Source organism: Cupriavidus sp. DL-D2 (genome assembly GCF_039710735.1).
In the GTDB taxonomy this organism is placed as follows: Bacteria; Pseudomonadota; Gammaproteobacteria; order Burkholderiales; family Burkholderiaceae; genus Cupriavidus.
The window spans coordinates 1-15805 of sequence record NZ_JBDKXK010000006.1 but is presented as its reverse complement, the minus strand read 5'-3'; the positions used below and the strand labels follow the sequence as shown (position 1 = coordinate 15805).

The following is a 15805-nucleotide window of genomic DNA, read 5'->3' as shown; positions in this document are numbered from 1 at the left end:
ATGCAACTCGTGATCGTGGCCGTCGGCCACAAGATGCCCGCGTGGATCGAATCCGGCTTTGCGGAGTATGCAAAGCGGATGCCGCCTGAACTGCGCATCGAACTGCGCGAGGTCAAGCCGGAAGCCCGCTCTTCCAGCAACAACGCCGCCACGGTGATGCAGCGCGAAGCCGCGCGCATCGACGCCGTGCTCGGGTCATTGTCGAAGCAATGCCGCATCGTCGCGCTCGACGAGCGCGGCAAGGACTGGACGACTGTCCAGTTGTCCGAGCAACTGACCGGCTGGCAACGCGAAGGCGGCGACGTCGCCTTCCTGATCGGCGGCGCCGATGGCCTCGACCCCGCGCTCAAGGCGCGCGCGCACACGTTATTCCGACTCTCCAGCCTGACCTTGCCGCACGGCATGGTGCGGGTACTGCTGGCCGAGCAGTTGTATCGCGCGTGGTCGGTGACGCAGGGGCATCCGTATCATCGGGTGTGAGTTTCTCGCTTCCTATTGTTGTGCTCCCCTCTCCCATGCAATGGGAGAGGGGTTGGGGGTGAGGGCATAGCGGTACAAATTGCGACTTGTCGTGGATAGAACCGCTGGCCCTCACCCCCGCCCCTCTCCCGCAAGCGGGAGAGGGGAGAAAACCGAGAGGGAGCAAACACTCGGCACCTCGCTACCACGCGTACAATCGGCGCACTCCTTTTTCGCACCGATCCCCGTGACCGCCCTCCTCTATCTCGCCTCCCAATCTCCCCGCCGTCGTGAACTGCTGACCCAGCTTGGCGTCACGCATGAATTGCTGCTTGCCGATGCCAGCGAGGATGCCGAGGCGCTGGAGGTCGAGTTACCCGGCGAGACCCCCGATGCCTACGTGCAGCGCGTGTGCGCACTCAAGGCCGACGCTGCGCTGCAGCGCCGCATCCGGCGTGGGCTGGCCGAGGCGCCGATTCTGACTTCGGATACCACGGTCTGCCTGGGTGGCGAGATTCTCGGCAAACCCGCCGATGCGGCCGATGCAGCAAGGATGCTGTCGGCACTGTCCGGCGCCACGCATCGGGTGCTGACCGCCGTGACCGTAGTGTCGGCGCGAGGCCAGCGCCATGCGCTGTCGATCTCCCACGTCACTTTCCGTGCGATGAGCGGTGCCGAGATCGAGCGCTATGTGGCCAGTGGCGAGCCGCTCGGAAAGGCCGGTGCGTATGGCATCCAGGGCCGCGCGGCGGAGTTTGTCGAGCGAATCGACGGAAGCTATTCGGGTATCATGGGCTTGCCCTTGTTCGAGACGGCGGCGCTGCTGCGCGAAGCGGATCTGCGCTTCTGACAGGCACGATGCCCGGTCGCACCGGGCGACAACAACAAGCGCCGGCCAACCGGCGACGCGCATCCAGCCGCATCTATCGCCATGACCGAAGACATCCTCGTCAATATCACGCCCCAAGAGACGCGCGTGGCCATCGTGCAGCAGGCGGCCGTGCAGGAATTGCATGTCGAACGCACGCTCACCCGCGGGCTGGTCGGCAACATCTACCTAGGCAAGGTCGTGCGAGTCCTGCCGGGCATGCAGTCCGCTTTCATCGATATCGGACTCGAGCGTGCGGCCTTCCTGCATGTGGCGGACATCTGGCATCCGCGCGATGGCGAGAAGAACGGCCACGCTGCCATCGAAAAAACGCTGTTCGAAGGCCAGGCGCTCATGGTGCAGGTCATCAAGGACCCGATCGGCACGAAGGGCGCGCGGCTTTCCACGCAGGTCAGCATCGCTGGCCGTACGCTGGTCTACCTGCCGCAGGACCCACACATCGGCATCTCGCAACGCATCGAGGGCGAAGTGGATCGCGAAGCGCTGCGTGCCCGCGTGCAGGGACTCGTCCCCACTGACGAGCGTGGCGGTTTCATCGTGCGCACCATCGCCGAGGAAGCCAGCAACGAGGAGCTCGGCAACGATATATCCTACCTGCGCAAGATCTGGGCGTCGATCCGCCAGAACGCCACCACGCAACCGTCGCCCAGCCTGCTTTATCAGGATCTGAATCTTGCGCAGCGTGTGCTGCGCGACTTCATCAACGATGCCACCGGCGTGATCCAGGTGGACTCGCGCGAGAACTACCAGAAGCTCGTGGAGTTCGCGCAGGAGTACACGCCGGCCGTGCTGTCGCGGCTGTCGCACTACACCGGCGAGCGGCCGATCTTCGACCTGTTCAATATCGATGCCGAGATCGAGAAGGCGCTGTCGCGGCGCGTGGACCTGAAGTCCGGCGGTTACCTGATGATCGACCAGACCGAGGCGATGACGACCATCGACGTCAACACCGGCGGTTACGTCGGCGCGCGGAACTTCGACGACACGATCTTCAAGACCAACCTCGAAGCGGCGCACACCATCGCGCGCCAGCTTCGCCTGCGCAACCTGGGCGGCATCATCATCATCGACTTCATCGACATGGAAAATGTCGAGCATCGCGATGCGGTGCTGTCGGAGTTGAAGCGCGCGCTGTCGCGTGATCGCACGCGCATCACGGTCAACGGTTTCTCGCAACTCGGCCTGGTCGAGATGACGCGCAAGCGCACGCGCGAATCGCTCGCGCATGTGCTGTGCGAACAGTGCCCGGTCTGCACGGGCAAGGGTCAGGTCAAGACGCCGCGCACGGTCTGCTACGACATCTTCCGCGAGATCATGCGCGAATCGCGCCAGTTCAATCCGCGCGAATTCCGCATCCTCGCCTCGCAGGATGTGATCGACCTGTTCCTCGAAGAAGAAAGCCAGCATCTGGCCATGCTCGGTGACTTCATCGGCAAGCCGATCTCGCTGCAAGTGGAGTCTACGTTTCACCAGGAGCAGTACGACATCATCCTGATGTAGCCTTTGCTCCCCATCGGAAAACCTCCGGTACAAGTCATCGTTCTGTCATCGACTCCCCCCAGAATGCGCAGGTCATTCAAGCAAGGGAGTCGGCATGACGCATGCAATTGAAGTCCGCGGACTGAGCAAATCGTTCCGCGCGGACCGCAAGGCGCTCGACGATGTCACGCTACACATCGCCCCCGGCGAAATGGTTGCGCTGCTGGGCGCATCGGGTTCGGGCAAGTCGACGCTGCTGCGCCACGTGGCCGGCTTCGTCACGGGCGATGCAGGTTCCGGCGAGATCCTCGTCAACGGCCGCACCGTGCAGCGCCATGGCCGTCTGGCCCGCGATGTTCGCAAGGTGCGCGCCGAGACCGGTTTCGTATTCCAGCAGTTCAATCTGGTAGGCCGCCTGCCAGTGATCACCAACGTGCTGGTAGGCATGCTGACGCGCATCCCCGCGTGGCGTGCACTGACCCGCATTTTCAAGGCCGAGGAAGTGCAGGCCGGGCTCGATGCCTTGGCTCAGGTTGGTATAGACGACTATGCGTTTCAGCGTGCATCGACGCTGTCCGGCGGTCAGCAGCAACGTGCGGCCATCGCGCGCACGCTGGTGCAGAACGCTCGCGTGATCCTGGCCGACGAGCCGATCGCCTCGCTCGATCCGGAATCGTCGCGCCGCGTGATGTCGCTGCTCACCCAGATCAATCGCACCCGCAAGGTGGCCGTGGTGGTGTCGCTGCATCAGGTGGATGTGGCGATGCGCTACTGCCCGCGCGTGGTGGCATTGCGGCACGGCAAGGTGGTGTACGACGGCCCTTCGGCTGCGCTGACAACAAGCATGCTGCGCGACCTCTACGGCACCGAAGCCGACGAACTGCTGCACGACAGCGTGCCGGAAGAACCGGCGCCCGCCATTGGCGTGGCAGTCCCGGCCATGGTCCGCATGGATCTGGCCGCGGCCTGATCCGCACTGTATTCCCCCAAGCGTTTCCCATCAGTCCATCAGCTTTCCCAACGGAGTTTTCGATGCTTCGCAGAACCTTTCTCGCCGTGGTGGCCTCGGGTGTCGTGGCGCTGCCCGCTTTCGCCCAGGACGCCAAGACCCTGAACATTGGCTTCATCTCGACGGAATCGTCGTCGAACCTCAAGAGCGCCTGGCAGCCCCTGATCGACGATCTGAGCAAGACGCTCGGCGTGCAGGTCAAGCCGTTCTTCGCTTCCGACTATGCCGGCATCATCGAAGGCATGCGCTTCAACAAGGTGCAGATCGCCTGGTTCGGCAACAAATCGGCCATGGAAGCCGTGGACCGCGCCAACGGCGAAGTGTTCGCCTCGGTGATCGACAAGGACGGCAACCCGGGCTACTGGTCGCTGCTGGTGGTGCGCAAGGACAGCAACATCAAGTCCGTGGAAGATGTGATCAAGCGCGGCAAGGATCTGACCTACGGCGCCGGCGATCCGAACTCGACGTCGGGCACGGCCGTGCCGGGCTACTACCTGTGGAACGCCAACAAGGTAGATCCGAAGACGCTGTTCAAGGCCGTACGCATCGGCAACCACGAAACGAATCTGCTCTCCGTGCTGAACAAGCAGATCGACGTGGCCGTGAACAACACCGAGAACCTGGAACGCTATCGCATCAACACGGGCAAGAACGCCTATGACGATCTGCGCGTGCTGTGGAAGTCGCCGCTGATTCCGGCTGACCCGATGGTGTATCGCAAGGACCTGACGCCGGAAATGAAGAAGAAGATCCAGACCTTCTTCGTCAACTACGGCAAGGGTGCCGACGCTGCACGCGAAAAGCAGATCCTGACCACGCTGACGTACCAGGGCTTCCGCGCATCGTCCGATGCGCAACTGGTACCGATTCGCCAGATCGAACTGGCGCGCGAAAAGAGCCGCATTGAATCCGACACCACGCTGGCCGACGCCGACAAGGAAAAGAAGCTGGCCGACTTGACGCGCCGCCTGGCCGATCTCGACAAGGCTGCCGCTGCAACGAGTACGCAGTAAGCACGTAGCAAGCCTTACGGGAGGACTGGCATCGACGCCCGCCCTCCCGCTCCGTATGACTTCCGGATTGACCCGATGACCGTCACTGCCAAGCCTGGCCTGCCCCCCTCGCCCCAAAGCACTGTTCGCCCGCCTCGTACATCGCTACCGATGATGATGGTATGGGGCATCGTGCTGGCCATGCTCGCCCTGTCATGGCAAGGCGCCGACATGCGTCCGATGGACCTGTTGCGCGATTCCGGCAACATGGCGAAATTCGCCGCCGAATTCTTCCCGCCCGATTTCCGCGACTGGCGCCACTATCTCGAAGAGATGCTGGTGACCGTACAGATCGCGCTGTGGGGCACTGCACTGGCCGTGGTGCTGGCCGTGCCGCTGGGCCTGCTGTGCTCGGCCAATATCGTGCCGGTATGGATCTATCAGCCCGCCCGCCGCATCATGGATGCATGCCGCGCCATCAACGAGATGGTGTTCGCGATGCTCTTCATCGTAGCCGTGGGCCTGGGTCCGTTCGCTGGGGTGCTGGCCATCTGGATACACACGATGGGTGTGCTGGCCAAGCTGTTTGCCGAAGCCGTGGAAGCCATCGACCCGCGTCCCGTCGAAGGTGTGCGCGCCACGGGTGCTGGCCCGCTTGCCGAGATCGTCTACGGCGTGATTCCGCAGGTACTGCCGTTGTGGCTGTCGTTCGCGCTGTATCGCTTTGAATCGAATGTGCGCTCGGCGTCGGTGGTGGGCATCGTCGGTGCCGGTGGCATCGGCACCGTGCTGTGGGAAATCATCCGCAGCTTCCAGTACGGCCAGACGTGCGCCGTGATGCTGATCATCATCGTGTTCGTGACGGCCATCGATATCGTCTCCGCGCAAATTCGCAAGGTACTGGTCTGATCATGCTGACGCTTCCCCATATCGAAAACCTGTTCGCCCAGCACGGCACTGCCTACTACGGCGGCGAGGACATCAGCCAGACCGCTCACGCGCTGCAATGCGCCCTGCTGGCCGAGCGGGCCGGCGAAAGCGAAGCGCTGATCGTTGCCGCGCTGCTCCATGACGTGGGACACCTGATGCTGGCCGAAAGCATCACCACGGATATGCGCCACCAGGAAACCGGCGCCGATGCACTGAGCACGCTGTTTGGTGCCGATGTGACCGAACCGATTCGACTGCACGTTGCCGCCAAGCGCTACCTTTGCGCGGTGGATGCGTCGTACTTCGATACGCTATCGCCGGTGTCGGTGCACAGTTTGCAGTTGCAGGGCGGGATCTATGGCCGTGACGAGGCCGAGGCGTTTGCGGCGCGGCCGCATGCGCTGGAGGCCGTGCGGCTACGACGCTATGACGACCTGGCTAAGGTGGTGGATCTGGAAACGCCACCGCTGGAACACTATCTGGAGATGGCGGGACGGTGTTTGCGGGCAGCGGTCTGAGGGTCTTTGATTTGCTTTTGCTTTGCTCCCCTCTCCCATGAAATGGGAGAGGGGTTGGGGGAGAGGGCATGGTGGCTCTGCTTGCCGACTTGTCGCAGCTTGCACCGCTGGCCCTCTCCCCCGCCCCTCTCCCGCAAAGCGGGAGAGGGGAGCAAACCGTCAGGGATTTAGGGGCCGTTGGTGATTCAATTCAAACGCGATCCGTCTGAACCAGATCCACCAACCGTTGCGCCGATTCCTCCAGCACCCCGCTGTTATCGATCTCCACCACGCGCACGCCTTCCGGCACATCGAACCCCTGCGCCGCACGTTGCAATCTCCGTGCAATCCCTTCTTCCGATTCCCGCCCACGCTGCCGCAACCGCGCGGCCAGCACATCGGGTTTCACGCGCACTTGCACGGCGCAAAGCTCCGGGTACCGCTTTGCGGCAACAGGCAGATATTCGCGCGAACCATTGACGATGACCTTGAGGCCGCGCGCCAGCCACTGGTCGATCTCCACGCCAATGCCGTAATGCAAGCCGTGGCTCTGCCAGTGCAGTGCCAGGCAACCCAGGCCGATACGGCGCTGGAATTCGTCAGAGGTCAGCGCAACAGATGCCTCGTTGGCATCGGCCGCACGGGTAATGTAGCGATGCGCGACCACGATCGGGTCTGCAGGTTGTATGCGCTCGCGTAGTGCGCGCAGCAGCGAATCCTTGCCGCTGCCCGATGGCCCCATCACGTAGAACAGGCCGTTGCCTTTCGATATCTTCGTCACGCCAGAAACTCCGCGCCCGCGCCGTCGGCAGTGGTGCCGTCGAAGCGATAGTGCCGGGCCAGCACGAAATCTGCGCCGGGTTCGGCCTGCGCGAAAATGCTGATGCCATCGACGCGCAGCGGCTGCTCCAGCAATGCACCACCGGCCTTATGAAGCATCTCCAGCGCGGCAGTCTCATCCGCTGCGTCGAGCATGCCCGTCAGCGTGATGTGGAAAGTGAAGGTATCGAACACGTACGGATAGCCCCACGTATCCAGCATGGCGCGCTGGACGGCGCTCAATGCCGAGGGATTGCGCCGCGCGATATCGGCAGCAGAGGGGGCCGCACGAAAACGGTCGAAGTCGCGCACGCAGGCATCGGCCAGCGCGTGCATCTGCCGGCCGCCATGCCCTTTCGTATCCGCGAGACACCACGCCAGAAACCCGCGTAAGGCACGCAGCACCAGCGGCGCGTTGAACGACGAACGGCTCGCGACAAACTCGCGTGCGGCATGGTCGAGCATCGTGGCGTCCATGCCTTCAGCCAAACGGAACGGCGGCTTTAGCGTAGCGTGCAGCGCGTAGTGAGCGGGTGCCTCAACCCAATCAGCGGGACGCTGATCGATGCCGGGCGGTAGAGGCATGGCCTCGCCGCTTTCCGCATCCCGTCCCAGCCATTGCGCACCAAAGCTGCGAAACGGCTCTGCAGGGGCCAGGTAGATGGCGTAGCGATGCGCAGCGCGGCTCATGCGGCCAGGCTGGCGCGCTGGCCAAGTGACGCTGCATCGATCATCGGCAGCGCGGTGCTGGCATGGCGCAGCTCGCCATTGACGATGGCGGCGCATACGCGCGGCAGGCCCGGATCGCTGTCGTCCACGAGAATGGCGTCAGCGCGCATGCCCGGCATCAGCACTCCGCGATCGCGCAACCCCGCCGCGCGTGCCGGGTTACGCGAAACCAGATGCCACGCAGCGGGGAGATCGCAAATACCCAGTTGCACAAGCCGGAACGCTGCCTGCAAAGGCGCGGGATAGTAGTAATCGGATGCCAGCACGGTGCACAGTCCCGCCGCAATCATCTCGGTGGCGTTGGGTGCGCCGGTGTGGCTCTTGCCGCGCAGCACATTGGGGGCGCCGAAGACGGTCTCGTCCCCAAGCTGCCGCGCCAGTGCGGCCACCTCGACAGTCAGCGGGAACTCTGCGATGCCGCAGCCCTGGCGATGATAGTGCTGACGCGTGGCCGCATCCGGATCATCGTGCGATGCGACGGGAAGATGGGCGGCGCGCGCCGCAGCGATCAATCGCGACATCTCGGCGGGTACATCCTGCGCGTGGCGGCTGGCGTTTCGCAAGCGCGTGCGGAAGGCTTCCATCTCGCACTCGGCACGCTCCGCGTACTGCGCAAGCTTGCGATCGTCGTTCATGCGGCGCGCCAGCGTCGGCAGGTGATCGTTGATCGCCAGCAGGTTGACACGCCCTTCCTTCATCCACTGCATAGCGGTTTCCACGCCGGCGAGGTGATACGCCTCGAAGCGCAGATGCACCTTGTGCGACGCGCCAAGCACCGGCTGCAGTTGCGCCAGCGCCTCGAACATGCGAATCGCATAGGCTTCGCCGCGCAGGCCGCCTTCCCACGAGAGCGTCACACCGTGAAACTCGGTGGTGATACCGTGGGCCAGCAACTGCCGATCCACGTCGAGGAGCGCCGGGCGGTACGGAAAGCTCACGCCGGGACGCGGCATGACCGAACGTTCGAACGCGTCACCGTGGATGTCGACGATGCCCGGCAGCACAAGCAGGTTGCGTGCATCGATGCAGGGGCCGTTCGTCGGCGTTTGCGGGGCAATGCTGCCTTGCGCAAAGCCGAGGGTAGCGGGGGCAATGCCGGCTGCGCCAAGCACCCGGCGGCCGGTGATGCCGCTCAGGGCGGCCGTATGGTTTTGCGTGGTCGTATGCATGGGCGTTACGTTAGCGTGGGCACATGACAGACAGATGTCTAGACCAATGCGACCGGACCGCCGCATCGATCCACGACACGTCCCAGTTTAGTCGTTGTCGGCCACCGTGAGTTGTACCCAGTCTCCGGCAAAGCGGGTCATGCTGTACTGCACTGGCTCGCCATCGATGTCGACGTTGAGCGCCTCCACTTGCAGCACGGGCCGGGTCTTCGGCTGGTTCAACAACCGTGCCACCGGCGCACTGGGCATGGCAGCGGTGATACGCGACCACTTGCGCGTGTAGTCGGCAATTCCGTACTTGGCGAGTGCGCGCGAGATCGATTGCGTTTCACGCGCCAGTTCGTCCAGCTCCGGAAAGCGCTTCAGATCGAAGTAGTGCTCGGCCACGTCGATGGTGCGTCCCTCGGCCTTGCCCACCATCTGGATATGCAGCACGTCAGCCGTCCGCGACAGGCCCAGATGCTTGGCCACTTCCGGCGCGCGGATCTTCTGGCTCTCCACAATTTCCAGGTGACCGCGCATGCCTTGCGCAGCGAGATTCTGCGAGAAACGCGTGCGGCGTCCAATCGCGTAATCGATAGCATGTTCCTGCACGAACGTGCCACGTCCTTGCTCGATCCGCACCAGGCCGCTCAGTTCCAGTTCGCCCATCGCACGCCGGATGGTGTGACGATTGACGCTGAAGCGCGTGGCCAGTTCCGGCTCCGGTGGCAGTTGCTCGCCAGGACCATAGAGCTTGTTGCGGATGTCGTCCGCCAAGGCCTCGCCAATCTGGCGCCATACGGCTACGCCCGAGCCGCGTTCCACTTCCCGTTCAGACATCTTCAACCCTGTGTCATCAATGCTTCATCGATAGCGTGCGATTGTGCCTCACTCCGGCAGCGCCGTTGGCGTGTCCGAGCAAAGCCGGCACCCGTCATGAAACGTTCATCTGGCTGTGGTCTAGTATCGCCGTGTTGTGTTAGTTTACATCTAAACGTATAGACGTATAGGGGTGATCATGCAAAAAGAAACCGCCAATCCGGGCAGCCGTGAGGCGGATGCGGCGAATCGGGCGCGCGCCGCGTGGCTGCGGATTCTGGCCCTGACCCAGTCGGATGCGCTTGACGCTGCCTACTCGCGCTTGCTGGAAGCAACGACCCCGCCCACGTATCGCCTGCTGCGCAAGCCCGAATCTGGCATGGCCATGGTGCGGGCGCGTGCCGGCGGCACCGGCGTGCAGTTCAACTTGGGCGAGATGTCGGTCACGCGTTGCGCCGTGGTGCTCGACGCAGTTGAAGGACAGGCAGCCACCGCAGGCGTGTCCTATGTACAGGGACGCGGCACGCGCCACGCCGAACAGGCTGCCGTGCTCGATGCACTGCTGCAACGCCCCACTTGGCACCAGCGTGTGCAGGACACCGTGATCGCCCCGCTCTCGCAGGCGCTCGATGCGCACGCTGCACACCAGGCCGCCACCGCCGCGCAAACCCGCGTGGAGTTCTTCACGATGGCACGCGGAGAAGACTGATATGCCTTCCCAGATCTCCACGCAGAATCCGATGCAAACCCCCGCTACTTCGCTGCTGTCCGGCTTCGACAATCCCGTCGACGATGCCCAGCAGGTCTTCCGCGCCACGCTCGAAGCGTTCGCGCATCCGGGTCGGCTCGACACCCTGCCAGTCGCCACCGGCCAACCCGATGGCCTGTCGCCCGCGCTTTCGGCCCTGCTGCTGACGCTGGCCGATCCCGACACGCCCGTATGGCTGCCCGCCGAGATTCCTGCTGCGGCACGCGCCTTCCTGCGTTTTCATTGCGGCTGTCCGCTGGTCGATACCGTGGGCGATGCCACGTTCGTCTGCGTGCCTGCTGGCTATGCGATGCCTGCACTCGCCGCATGCGCGCAGGGCCTGCCCGAGTATCCCGATCGCTCGGCCACGCTGATCGTCGAGCTGCCATCGCTCACCGACGGCACCACGTACACGCTGCGCGGCCCTGGCATCGAGACCACGCAGACGCTGCGTGCCATCGGCTTGCCCGCCGATTTCGTTGCGCAATGGCACGCAAACAATGCGCTGTTCCCGCTCGGCGTCGATGTGTTGCTCGCCAGCGGCAACCAATTCTGCGCGATGACGCGCACCACGCAAGTGGCACTGGAGGACTGAGCCATGTACGTAGCCGTCAAGGGTGGTGAACGCGCCATCCTGAACTCCTACCAGATGCTCGACACATACCGTCGCGGCGACACGTCGGTGCCCGAACTCACGCTCACGCAGATCCGCGAACAGATGCCACTGGCCGTATCGCGTGTGATGGCCGAAGGCTCGCTCTACGACCCGCACCTCGCGGCGCTCGCCATCAAACAGGCAGCCGGCGATCAGATCGAAGCGATCTTCCTGCTGCGCGCCTACCGCACCACGCTTGCGCGCTTCGGCTACACCGCACCGCTCGATACCGGCAAGATGAAGCTGCAGCGCCGCATCTCGTCCACGTTCAAGGACGTCCCCGGTGGGCAGGTGCTTGGACCCACGTACGACTACACGCAGCGCCTGCTTGACTTCTCGCTCGAAGCGGGCCGCGATCCCGCGCCGCTGCCGCCGTCGCCCGAACCGCTCTCCCCGAACATGCCGCGCGTGACGGGACTGCTCGAAGCCGAATCGTTTGTCGAAGCCGACACGATTCCTGCTGGAGATCCCACACCGCCGGACCTCACGCGCGAACCGCTGACGTTCCCCGCCGAACGTCCCGCGCGCCTGCAAAACCTGGCGCGCGCCGACGAAGGCTTCCTGCTGTCGATGGGTTACTCCACGCAGCGCGGCTACGGCAACTCGCACCCGTTTGCAGCGGAAATCCGCTACGGCAGCACCGAAGTGGAAATGTTCATCGAGGAACTTGGCTTCGCCGTGACCATCGGCGAAGTGGAAGTCACCGAGTGCCAGATGATCAGCCAGTTCGATGGCAACGCCGATGAATCGCCGCGTCTCACGCGCGGTTACGGACTCGTGTTCGGCTACAACGAACGCAAGGCCATGTCGATGGCACTGGCAGACCGCGCGATGCGCGCCGCCGAACTGGGCGAGGCCGCCGACAATCCGGCCAACGATGTGGAGTTCATGTTGTACCACAGCGACAACGTGGAAGCCTCGGGCTTTGTGCAGCATTTGAAGCTGCCCCACTACGTGGACTTCCAGGCCAATCTGGAGCTGCTGCGCCGCCTGCGCGCCGAGCAGGAAGCGGCATCGTCCACATCGGGCATTGCATCCGATCAGCAACAGCCGCCGCAATCGCAACCGGCATCGCAATCGCAAGAGGAATCCCTGGCATGAGCACCGCCACCCAGATCCACAATCCGCCGCAGGGCGTTGCGCGCGACGACCACTACAACTTCGGCTACCTCGACGAATCCACCAAGCGCATGCTGCGCCGCGCATTGCTGAAGGCCGTGGCGATTCCCGGCTATCAGGTGCCATTCGGCAGCCGCGAAATGCCTCTGCCCTATGGATGGGGCACGGGCGGCATTCAGGTCACCGCTGCAATCATCGGTCGACAGGATGTGCTCAAGGTCATCGACCAGGGATCGGACGACACCACGAACGCGATCAACATCCGCCGCTTCTTCGGCCGCGTGACCGGTGTGCAAACCACCCAGCGCACCGTCGAAGCGACGATCATCCAGACGCGTCACCGCATTCCGGAGACAAAGCTGGGCGCTGGGCAGACCATGGTCTATCAGGTACCGATCCCCGAACCGCTGCGCTGGCTGGAGCCGAGTGAGACCGAGACGCGCACGATGCATGCGCTGGCCGAGTACGGATCGATGCATGTGAAGCTGTACGAGGACATCGCGCACCACGGCCACATCGCCACCACGTACGACTATCCGGTGATCGTGAACCAGCGCTACATGATGCGTCCGTCGCCGATCCCGAAGTTCGACAATCCCAAGCTCGACCGCAGCCCCGCGCTGATGCTGTTCGGCGCTGGCCGCGAGAAGCGTGTCTATGCCGTGCCGCCGTACACCTCGGTCAAGAGCCTCGATTTTGTCGATCATCCGTTCACGGTCGAGAAGTGGGCAAGCTGCTGCGCGCAATGCGGTGCCACCGACAGCTACCTCGACGAAATCATCACCGACGATGCTGGTACACGCATGTTCGTGTGCTCGGACACCGAGTACTGCGCCAACCGGCAAGCGACACAGGCGCTGGATCAGGCAGGAGCCGCACAATGAACCCCACGCCCCTGCTCTCCGTCCGCAACCTCACGCACACCTGGGATGGCGTGCACGGCTGCCACGACGTCAATTTCGATCTCTATCCCGGCGAAGTGCTTTGCGTGGTCGGTGAATCCGGCTCGGGCAAGAGCACGCTGCTGCAAGCGCTGTCGATGCAGGTACGCGCCCAACGCGGCAGCGTCAGCTATGACATGCGCGAGACCGGCCTGACCGATCTCGCCGCACTCTCCAGCGCACGCATGCGTCTGCTCGCACGTACCGACTGGGGCTTCGTGCGTCAGCATGCCCGCGACGGCCTGCGCATGCAGGTCAGCGCCGGTGCCAACATCGCCGAACGCCTGATGGCCGTGGGCAATCGACACTACGGTGATCTGCGTGAAATCGCCGGTGCGTGGCTCGAAAAAATGGAGATCGATCTCGGGCGGCTCGACGATGTGCCGAGCACGTTCTCGGGCGGCATGCAGCAACGCCTGCAGATCGCGCGCAACCTCGTCACGCATCCGCGTCTCGTGTTCATGGACGAGCCCACGGCATCGCTCGATGTCTCCGTGCAGGCGCGCCTGCTCGATCTGATGCGCCGCCTCGTCAACGACCTTGGTCTCGCCGCCATTCTCGTCACGCACGACCTGGCCGTGGCACGCCTGCTGGCACACCGCACGCTGGTGATGCAGGGCGGGCGCGTGGTGGAACAGGGCCTGACCGATCAGATTCTTGACGACCCGCAACACCCGTACACGCAGTTGCTGGTCTCCTCCATTCTTCAGGGCTGAACATGATGCAGAACGATTCCGCCAAGCTCATCGAGGTACGCGGCCTCGGCAAGATGTTCACGCTGCACAACCAGGGTGGCATCCGCCTGCCGGTGTTGCAGGCCATTGATTTCGATGCCTCGCGTGGCGAATGCCTCGTCCTCTCGGGCCGTTCCGGCACCGGCAAGAGCACGCTGCTGCGCTGCCTTTATGGCAATTACCTCGCCACCGAAGGCACCATCCGCCTGCGCGATACGAGCGAAGCCGGCGAGCCGTGGGTGGAGCTGACCCAGGCGCCTGAACAACGCGTGCTGAAGCTGCGCCGCGATGTGATCGGCTATGTCTCGCAGTTCCTGCGCGCCATCCCGCGCGTCTCGGCGCTCGACGTGGTGGCCGATCCGCTGCAGCAGCGTGGCACCAGTATGGAAGACGCCCGCGCCCGCGCTGCCGTGCTGCTCGAACGCCTGAACCTGCCGCGCCGTTTGTGGGATCTGCCACCCGCCACGTTCTCGGGCGGCGAACAGCAACGCGTGAACATCGCGCGCGGTCTGATCGGCGGACATCCGATCCTGCTGCTAGACGAACCCACCGCATCGCTCGACGCCGATAACCGCGCCGTGGTGATCGAACTGATTCGCGAAGTGCTGGCCGAGGGCCGCGCGCTGATCGGCATCTTCCATGACGAAGCCGTACGCGATGCCGTCGCCACCCGCGCGCTGCCGCTGCAGCCCGTGGTGGCCGCCAACGCCTGAACCTGCCCGACGCTCTGAACCGGAACCGGACATGACTGCTACCTACCTCACGCACGCCACGCTGGTGCTGCCTGACCGCGTGCTGCACGACAGCGCGATGGTGATCACAGACGGCCAGATCACCGCCATCGAACCGGCTTCGGCACCGGCTCACGCGCAGATCGTCGACCTGCGCGGCCACACCGTGATGCCCGGCCTGATCGACGTGCATTGCGACGCCATCGAAAAGGAAGCCGAGCCGCGCGCCAATGTGCTGTTCCCGCTCGATTTCGCCGTGGCGCAGGTCGATCGCCGCAACGCCGCAGCCGGCATCACCACGCCGTATCACGCGCTGTCGTTCGCCAGCAATGCGTTCGGCGTGCGCAACAACGAGACCGCGGCCACGCTGGTACGCGCTGTGGCCGCCTATCGCAGCCACAGCCTTGTCGATAACCGCATCCACTGCCGCTATGAAGTGAGCGACGCATCCGCCGTGCCCGCGCTGGAAATGCTGATGTCAGAAGGGGTGGTGGACCTGCTGTCGGTCATGGACCACTCGCCGGGCCAGGGTCAGTTCAAGACACTCGACGCCTACCTCACGTACATGATGGGCAACCACGGCATGAGCCGCGAGGCCGCCGCCGAGGCCGCCGCGAAGAAGTTTGCCGATATGGATGGCGCCACCGAGCGCGTGAACCAGCTGGTAGCGAAAGCCCATGCACTGGGCATTCCCACTGCGAGCCACGACGACGATTCGCCCCAGCGCATCGCTGCCATGCAGGCGCTTGGCGTGCGCATGAGCGAATTCCCGATCAACGTGGAGACGGCGCAGGCGGCATCAAGCCATGCGCTGCCGACAATCCTTGGCGCACCCAACGTGCTGCGCGGCAAGAGCCAGAGCGGATCGATGCGGGCCATCGACGCCATCCTGGCAGGCGTGGGCAACATCCTCTGCTCGGACTACCAGCCCTCGACGCTGATCGCCGCCGCGTTTGCCGCCGCGCAGCAGGCAGAGCTGCCGCTCAACGAGGCACTGGCATTGGTCAGCGCCAATCCGGCCGACGCCTGCCTGCTGCACGATCGCGGTCGCCTGGCCGTCGGCAAGCGCGCCGATGTGATCGCCGTGGCCAGCGTAGCTGGCCA

Annotated in this window: 18 protein-coding genes; 14 read left to right on the top strand and 4 right to left on the bottom strand. The window is 64.1% G+C overall.

Features of this window, described 5'->3' with window-relative positions; translation table 11 throughout:
• From rlmH to ABDB81_RS05775, 7 genes are all read left to right on the top strand, one after another.
• A complete protein-coding gene (gene rlmH / locus ABDB81_RS05805; protein ID WP_160471714.1) occupies positions 1-480 on the top strand; it encodes a 23S rRNA (pseudouridine(1915)-N(3))-methyltransferase RlmH in 480 nt (159 codons plus the stop codon).
• A gap of 226 nt (positions 481-706) precedes the next feature.
• On the top strand, positions 707-1309 hold the full coding sequence (locus ABDB81_RS05800; protein WP_346810331.1) for a Maf family protein: 603 nt from the start codon (positions 707-709) through the stop codon (positions 1307-1309).
• Between the two features lie 81 nt (positions 1310-1390).
• A complete protein-coding gene (gene rng / locus ABDB81_RS05795; RefSeq protein ID WP_346810329.1) occupies positions 1391-2848 on the top strand; it encodes a ribonuclease G in 1458 nt (485 codons plus the stop codon).
• A 94-nt stretch (positions 2849-2942) separates the two neighbouring features.
• Entirely contained in the window at positions 2943-3797 is an 855-nt protein-coding gene (phnC, locus tag ABDB81_RS05790; RefSeq protein ID WP_346810327.1) for a phosphonate ABC transporter ATP-binding protein, read from the top strand.
• A 62-nt stretch (positions 3798-3859) separates the two neighbouring features.
• A complete protein-coding gene (phnD, locus tag ABDB81_RS05785; RefSeq protein ID WP_346810325.1) occupies positions 3860-4849 on the top strand; it encodes a phosphonate ABC transporter substrate-binding protein in 990 nt (329 codons plus the stop codon).
• A 75-nt stretch (positions 4850-4924) separates the two neighbouring features.
• Complete coding sequence (gene phnE / locus ABDB81_RS05780) at positions 4925-5737, top strand: phosphonate ABC transporter, permease protein PhnE (RefSeq protein WP_346810323.1); 813 nt, start codon at positions 4925-4927, stop codon at positions 5735-5737.
• 2 nt (positions 5738-5739) lie between these two features.
• On the top strand, positions 5740-6276 hold the full coding sequence (locus ABDB81_RS05775) for a phosphonate degradation HD-domain oxygenase (protein WP_346810320.1): 537 nt from the start codon (positions 5740-5742) through the stop codon (positions 6274-6276).
• A gap of 190 nt (positions 6277-6466) precedes the next feature.
• Here the strand turns inward: ABDB81_RS05775 and phnN are convergent, their stop codons facing one another.
• From phnN to phnF, 4 genes are all read right to left on the bottom strand, one after another.
• A complete protein-coding gene (phnN, locus tag ABDB81_RS05770; RefSeq protein WP_346810440.1) occupies positions 6467-6997 on the bottom strand; it encodes a phosphonate metabolism protein/1,5-bisphosphokinase (PRPP-forming) PhnN in 531 nt (176 codons plus the stop codon).
• A gap of 35 nt (positions 6998-7032) precedes the next feature.
• A complete protein-coding gene (locus ABDB81_RS05765; protein WP_346810318.1) occupies positions 7033-7764 on the bottom strand; it encodes a DUF1045 domain-containing protein in 732 nt (243 codons plus the stop codon).
• Positions 7761-8972 (bottom strand): alpha-D-ribose 1-methylphosphonate 5-triphosphate diphosphatase, encoded by a 1212-nt coding sequence (locus ABDB81_RS05760; protein ID WP_346810315.1) that lies wholly within the window; start codon positions 8970-8972, stop codon positions 7761-7763. The genes ABDB81_RS05765 and ABDB81_RS05760 overlap by 4 nt, the downstream gene beginning before the upstream one ends.
• 87 nt (positions 8973-9059) lie before the next feature.
• On the bottom strand, positions 9060-9794 hold the full coding sequence (phnF, locus tag ABDB81_RS05755; RefSeq protein WP_346810312.1) for a phosphonate metabolism transcriptional regulator PhnF: 735 nt from the start codon (positions 9792-9794) through the stop codon (positions 9060-9062).
• A gap of 178 nt (positions 9795-9972) precedes the next feature.
• Between phnF and phnG the strand changes: the two genes are divergently transcribed.
• From phnG to ABDB81_RS05720, 7 genes are all read left to right on the top strand, one after another.
• A complete protein-coding gene (gene phnG / locus ABDB81_RS05750; RefSeq protein ID WP_346810309.1) occupies positions 9973-10482 on the top strand; it encodes a phosphonate C-P lyase system protein PhnG in 510 nt (169 codons plus the stop codon).
• A 1-nt stretch (position 10483) separates the two neighbouring features.
• Entirely contained in the window at positions 10484-11116 is a 633-nt protein-coding gene (gene phnH / locus ABDB81_RS05745) for a phosphonate C-P lyase system protein PhnH (RefSeq protein WP_346810306.1), read from the top strand.
• Positions 11117-11119: 3 nt separating this feature from the next.
• Positions 11120-12277 (top strand): carbon-phosphorus lyase complex subunit PhnI, encoded by a 1158-nt coding sequence (locus ABDB81_RS05740; protein ID WP_346810304.1) that lies wholly within the window; start codon positions 11120-11122, stop codon positions 12275-12277.
• Positions 12274-13179 carry an alpha-D-ribose 1-methylphosphonate 5-phosphate C-P-lyase PhnJ gene (locus ABDB81_RS05735; protein ID WP_346810301.1) on the top strand — a complete coding sequence of 302 codons (906 nt, stop codon included), beginning with the start codon at positions 12274-12276 and terminating at the stop codon, positions 13177-13179. The genes ABDB81_RS05740 and ABDB81_RS05735 overlap by 4 nt, the downstream gene beginning before the upstream one ends.
• Positions 13176-13952 (top strand): phosphonate C-P lyase system protein PhnK, encoded by a 777-nt coding sequence (gene phnK / locus ABDB81_RS05730; RefSeq protein WP_346810299.1) that lies wholly within the window; start codon positions 13176-13178, stop codon positions 13950-13952. Before ABDB81_RS05735 ends, phnK begins: the two co-directional genes overlap by 4 nt.
• 2 nt (positions 13953-13954) lie before the next feature.
• Positions 13955-14683 (top strand): phosphonate C-P lyase system protein PhnL, encoded by a 729-nt coding sequence (gene phnL, locus ABDB81_RS05725; RefSeq protein WP_346810298.1) that lies wholly within the window; start codon positions 13955-13957, stop codon positions 14681-14683.
• Positions 14684-14714: 31 nt separating this feature from the next.
• A partial coding sequence (locus tag ABDB81_RS05720) for an alpha-D-ribose 1-methylphosphonate 5-triphosphate diphosphatase (protein ID WP_346810295.1) occupies positions 14715-15805 on the top strand: 1091 nt, incomplete at its 3' end.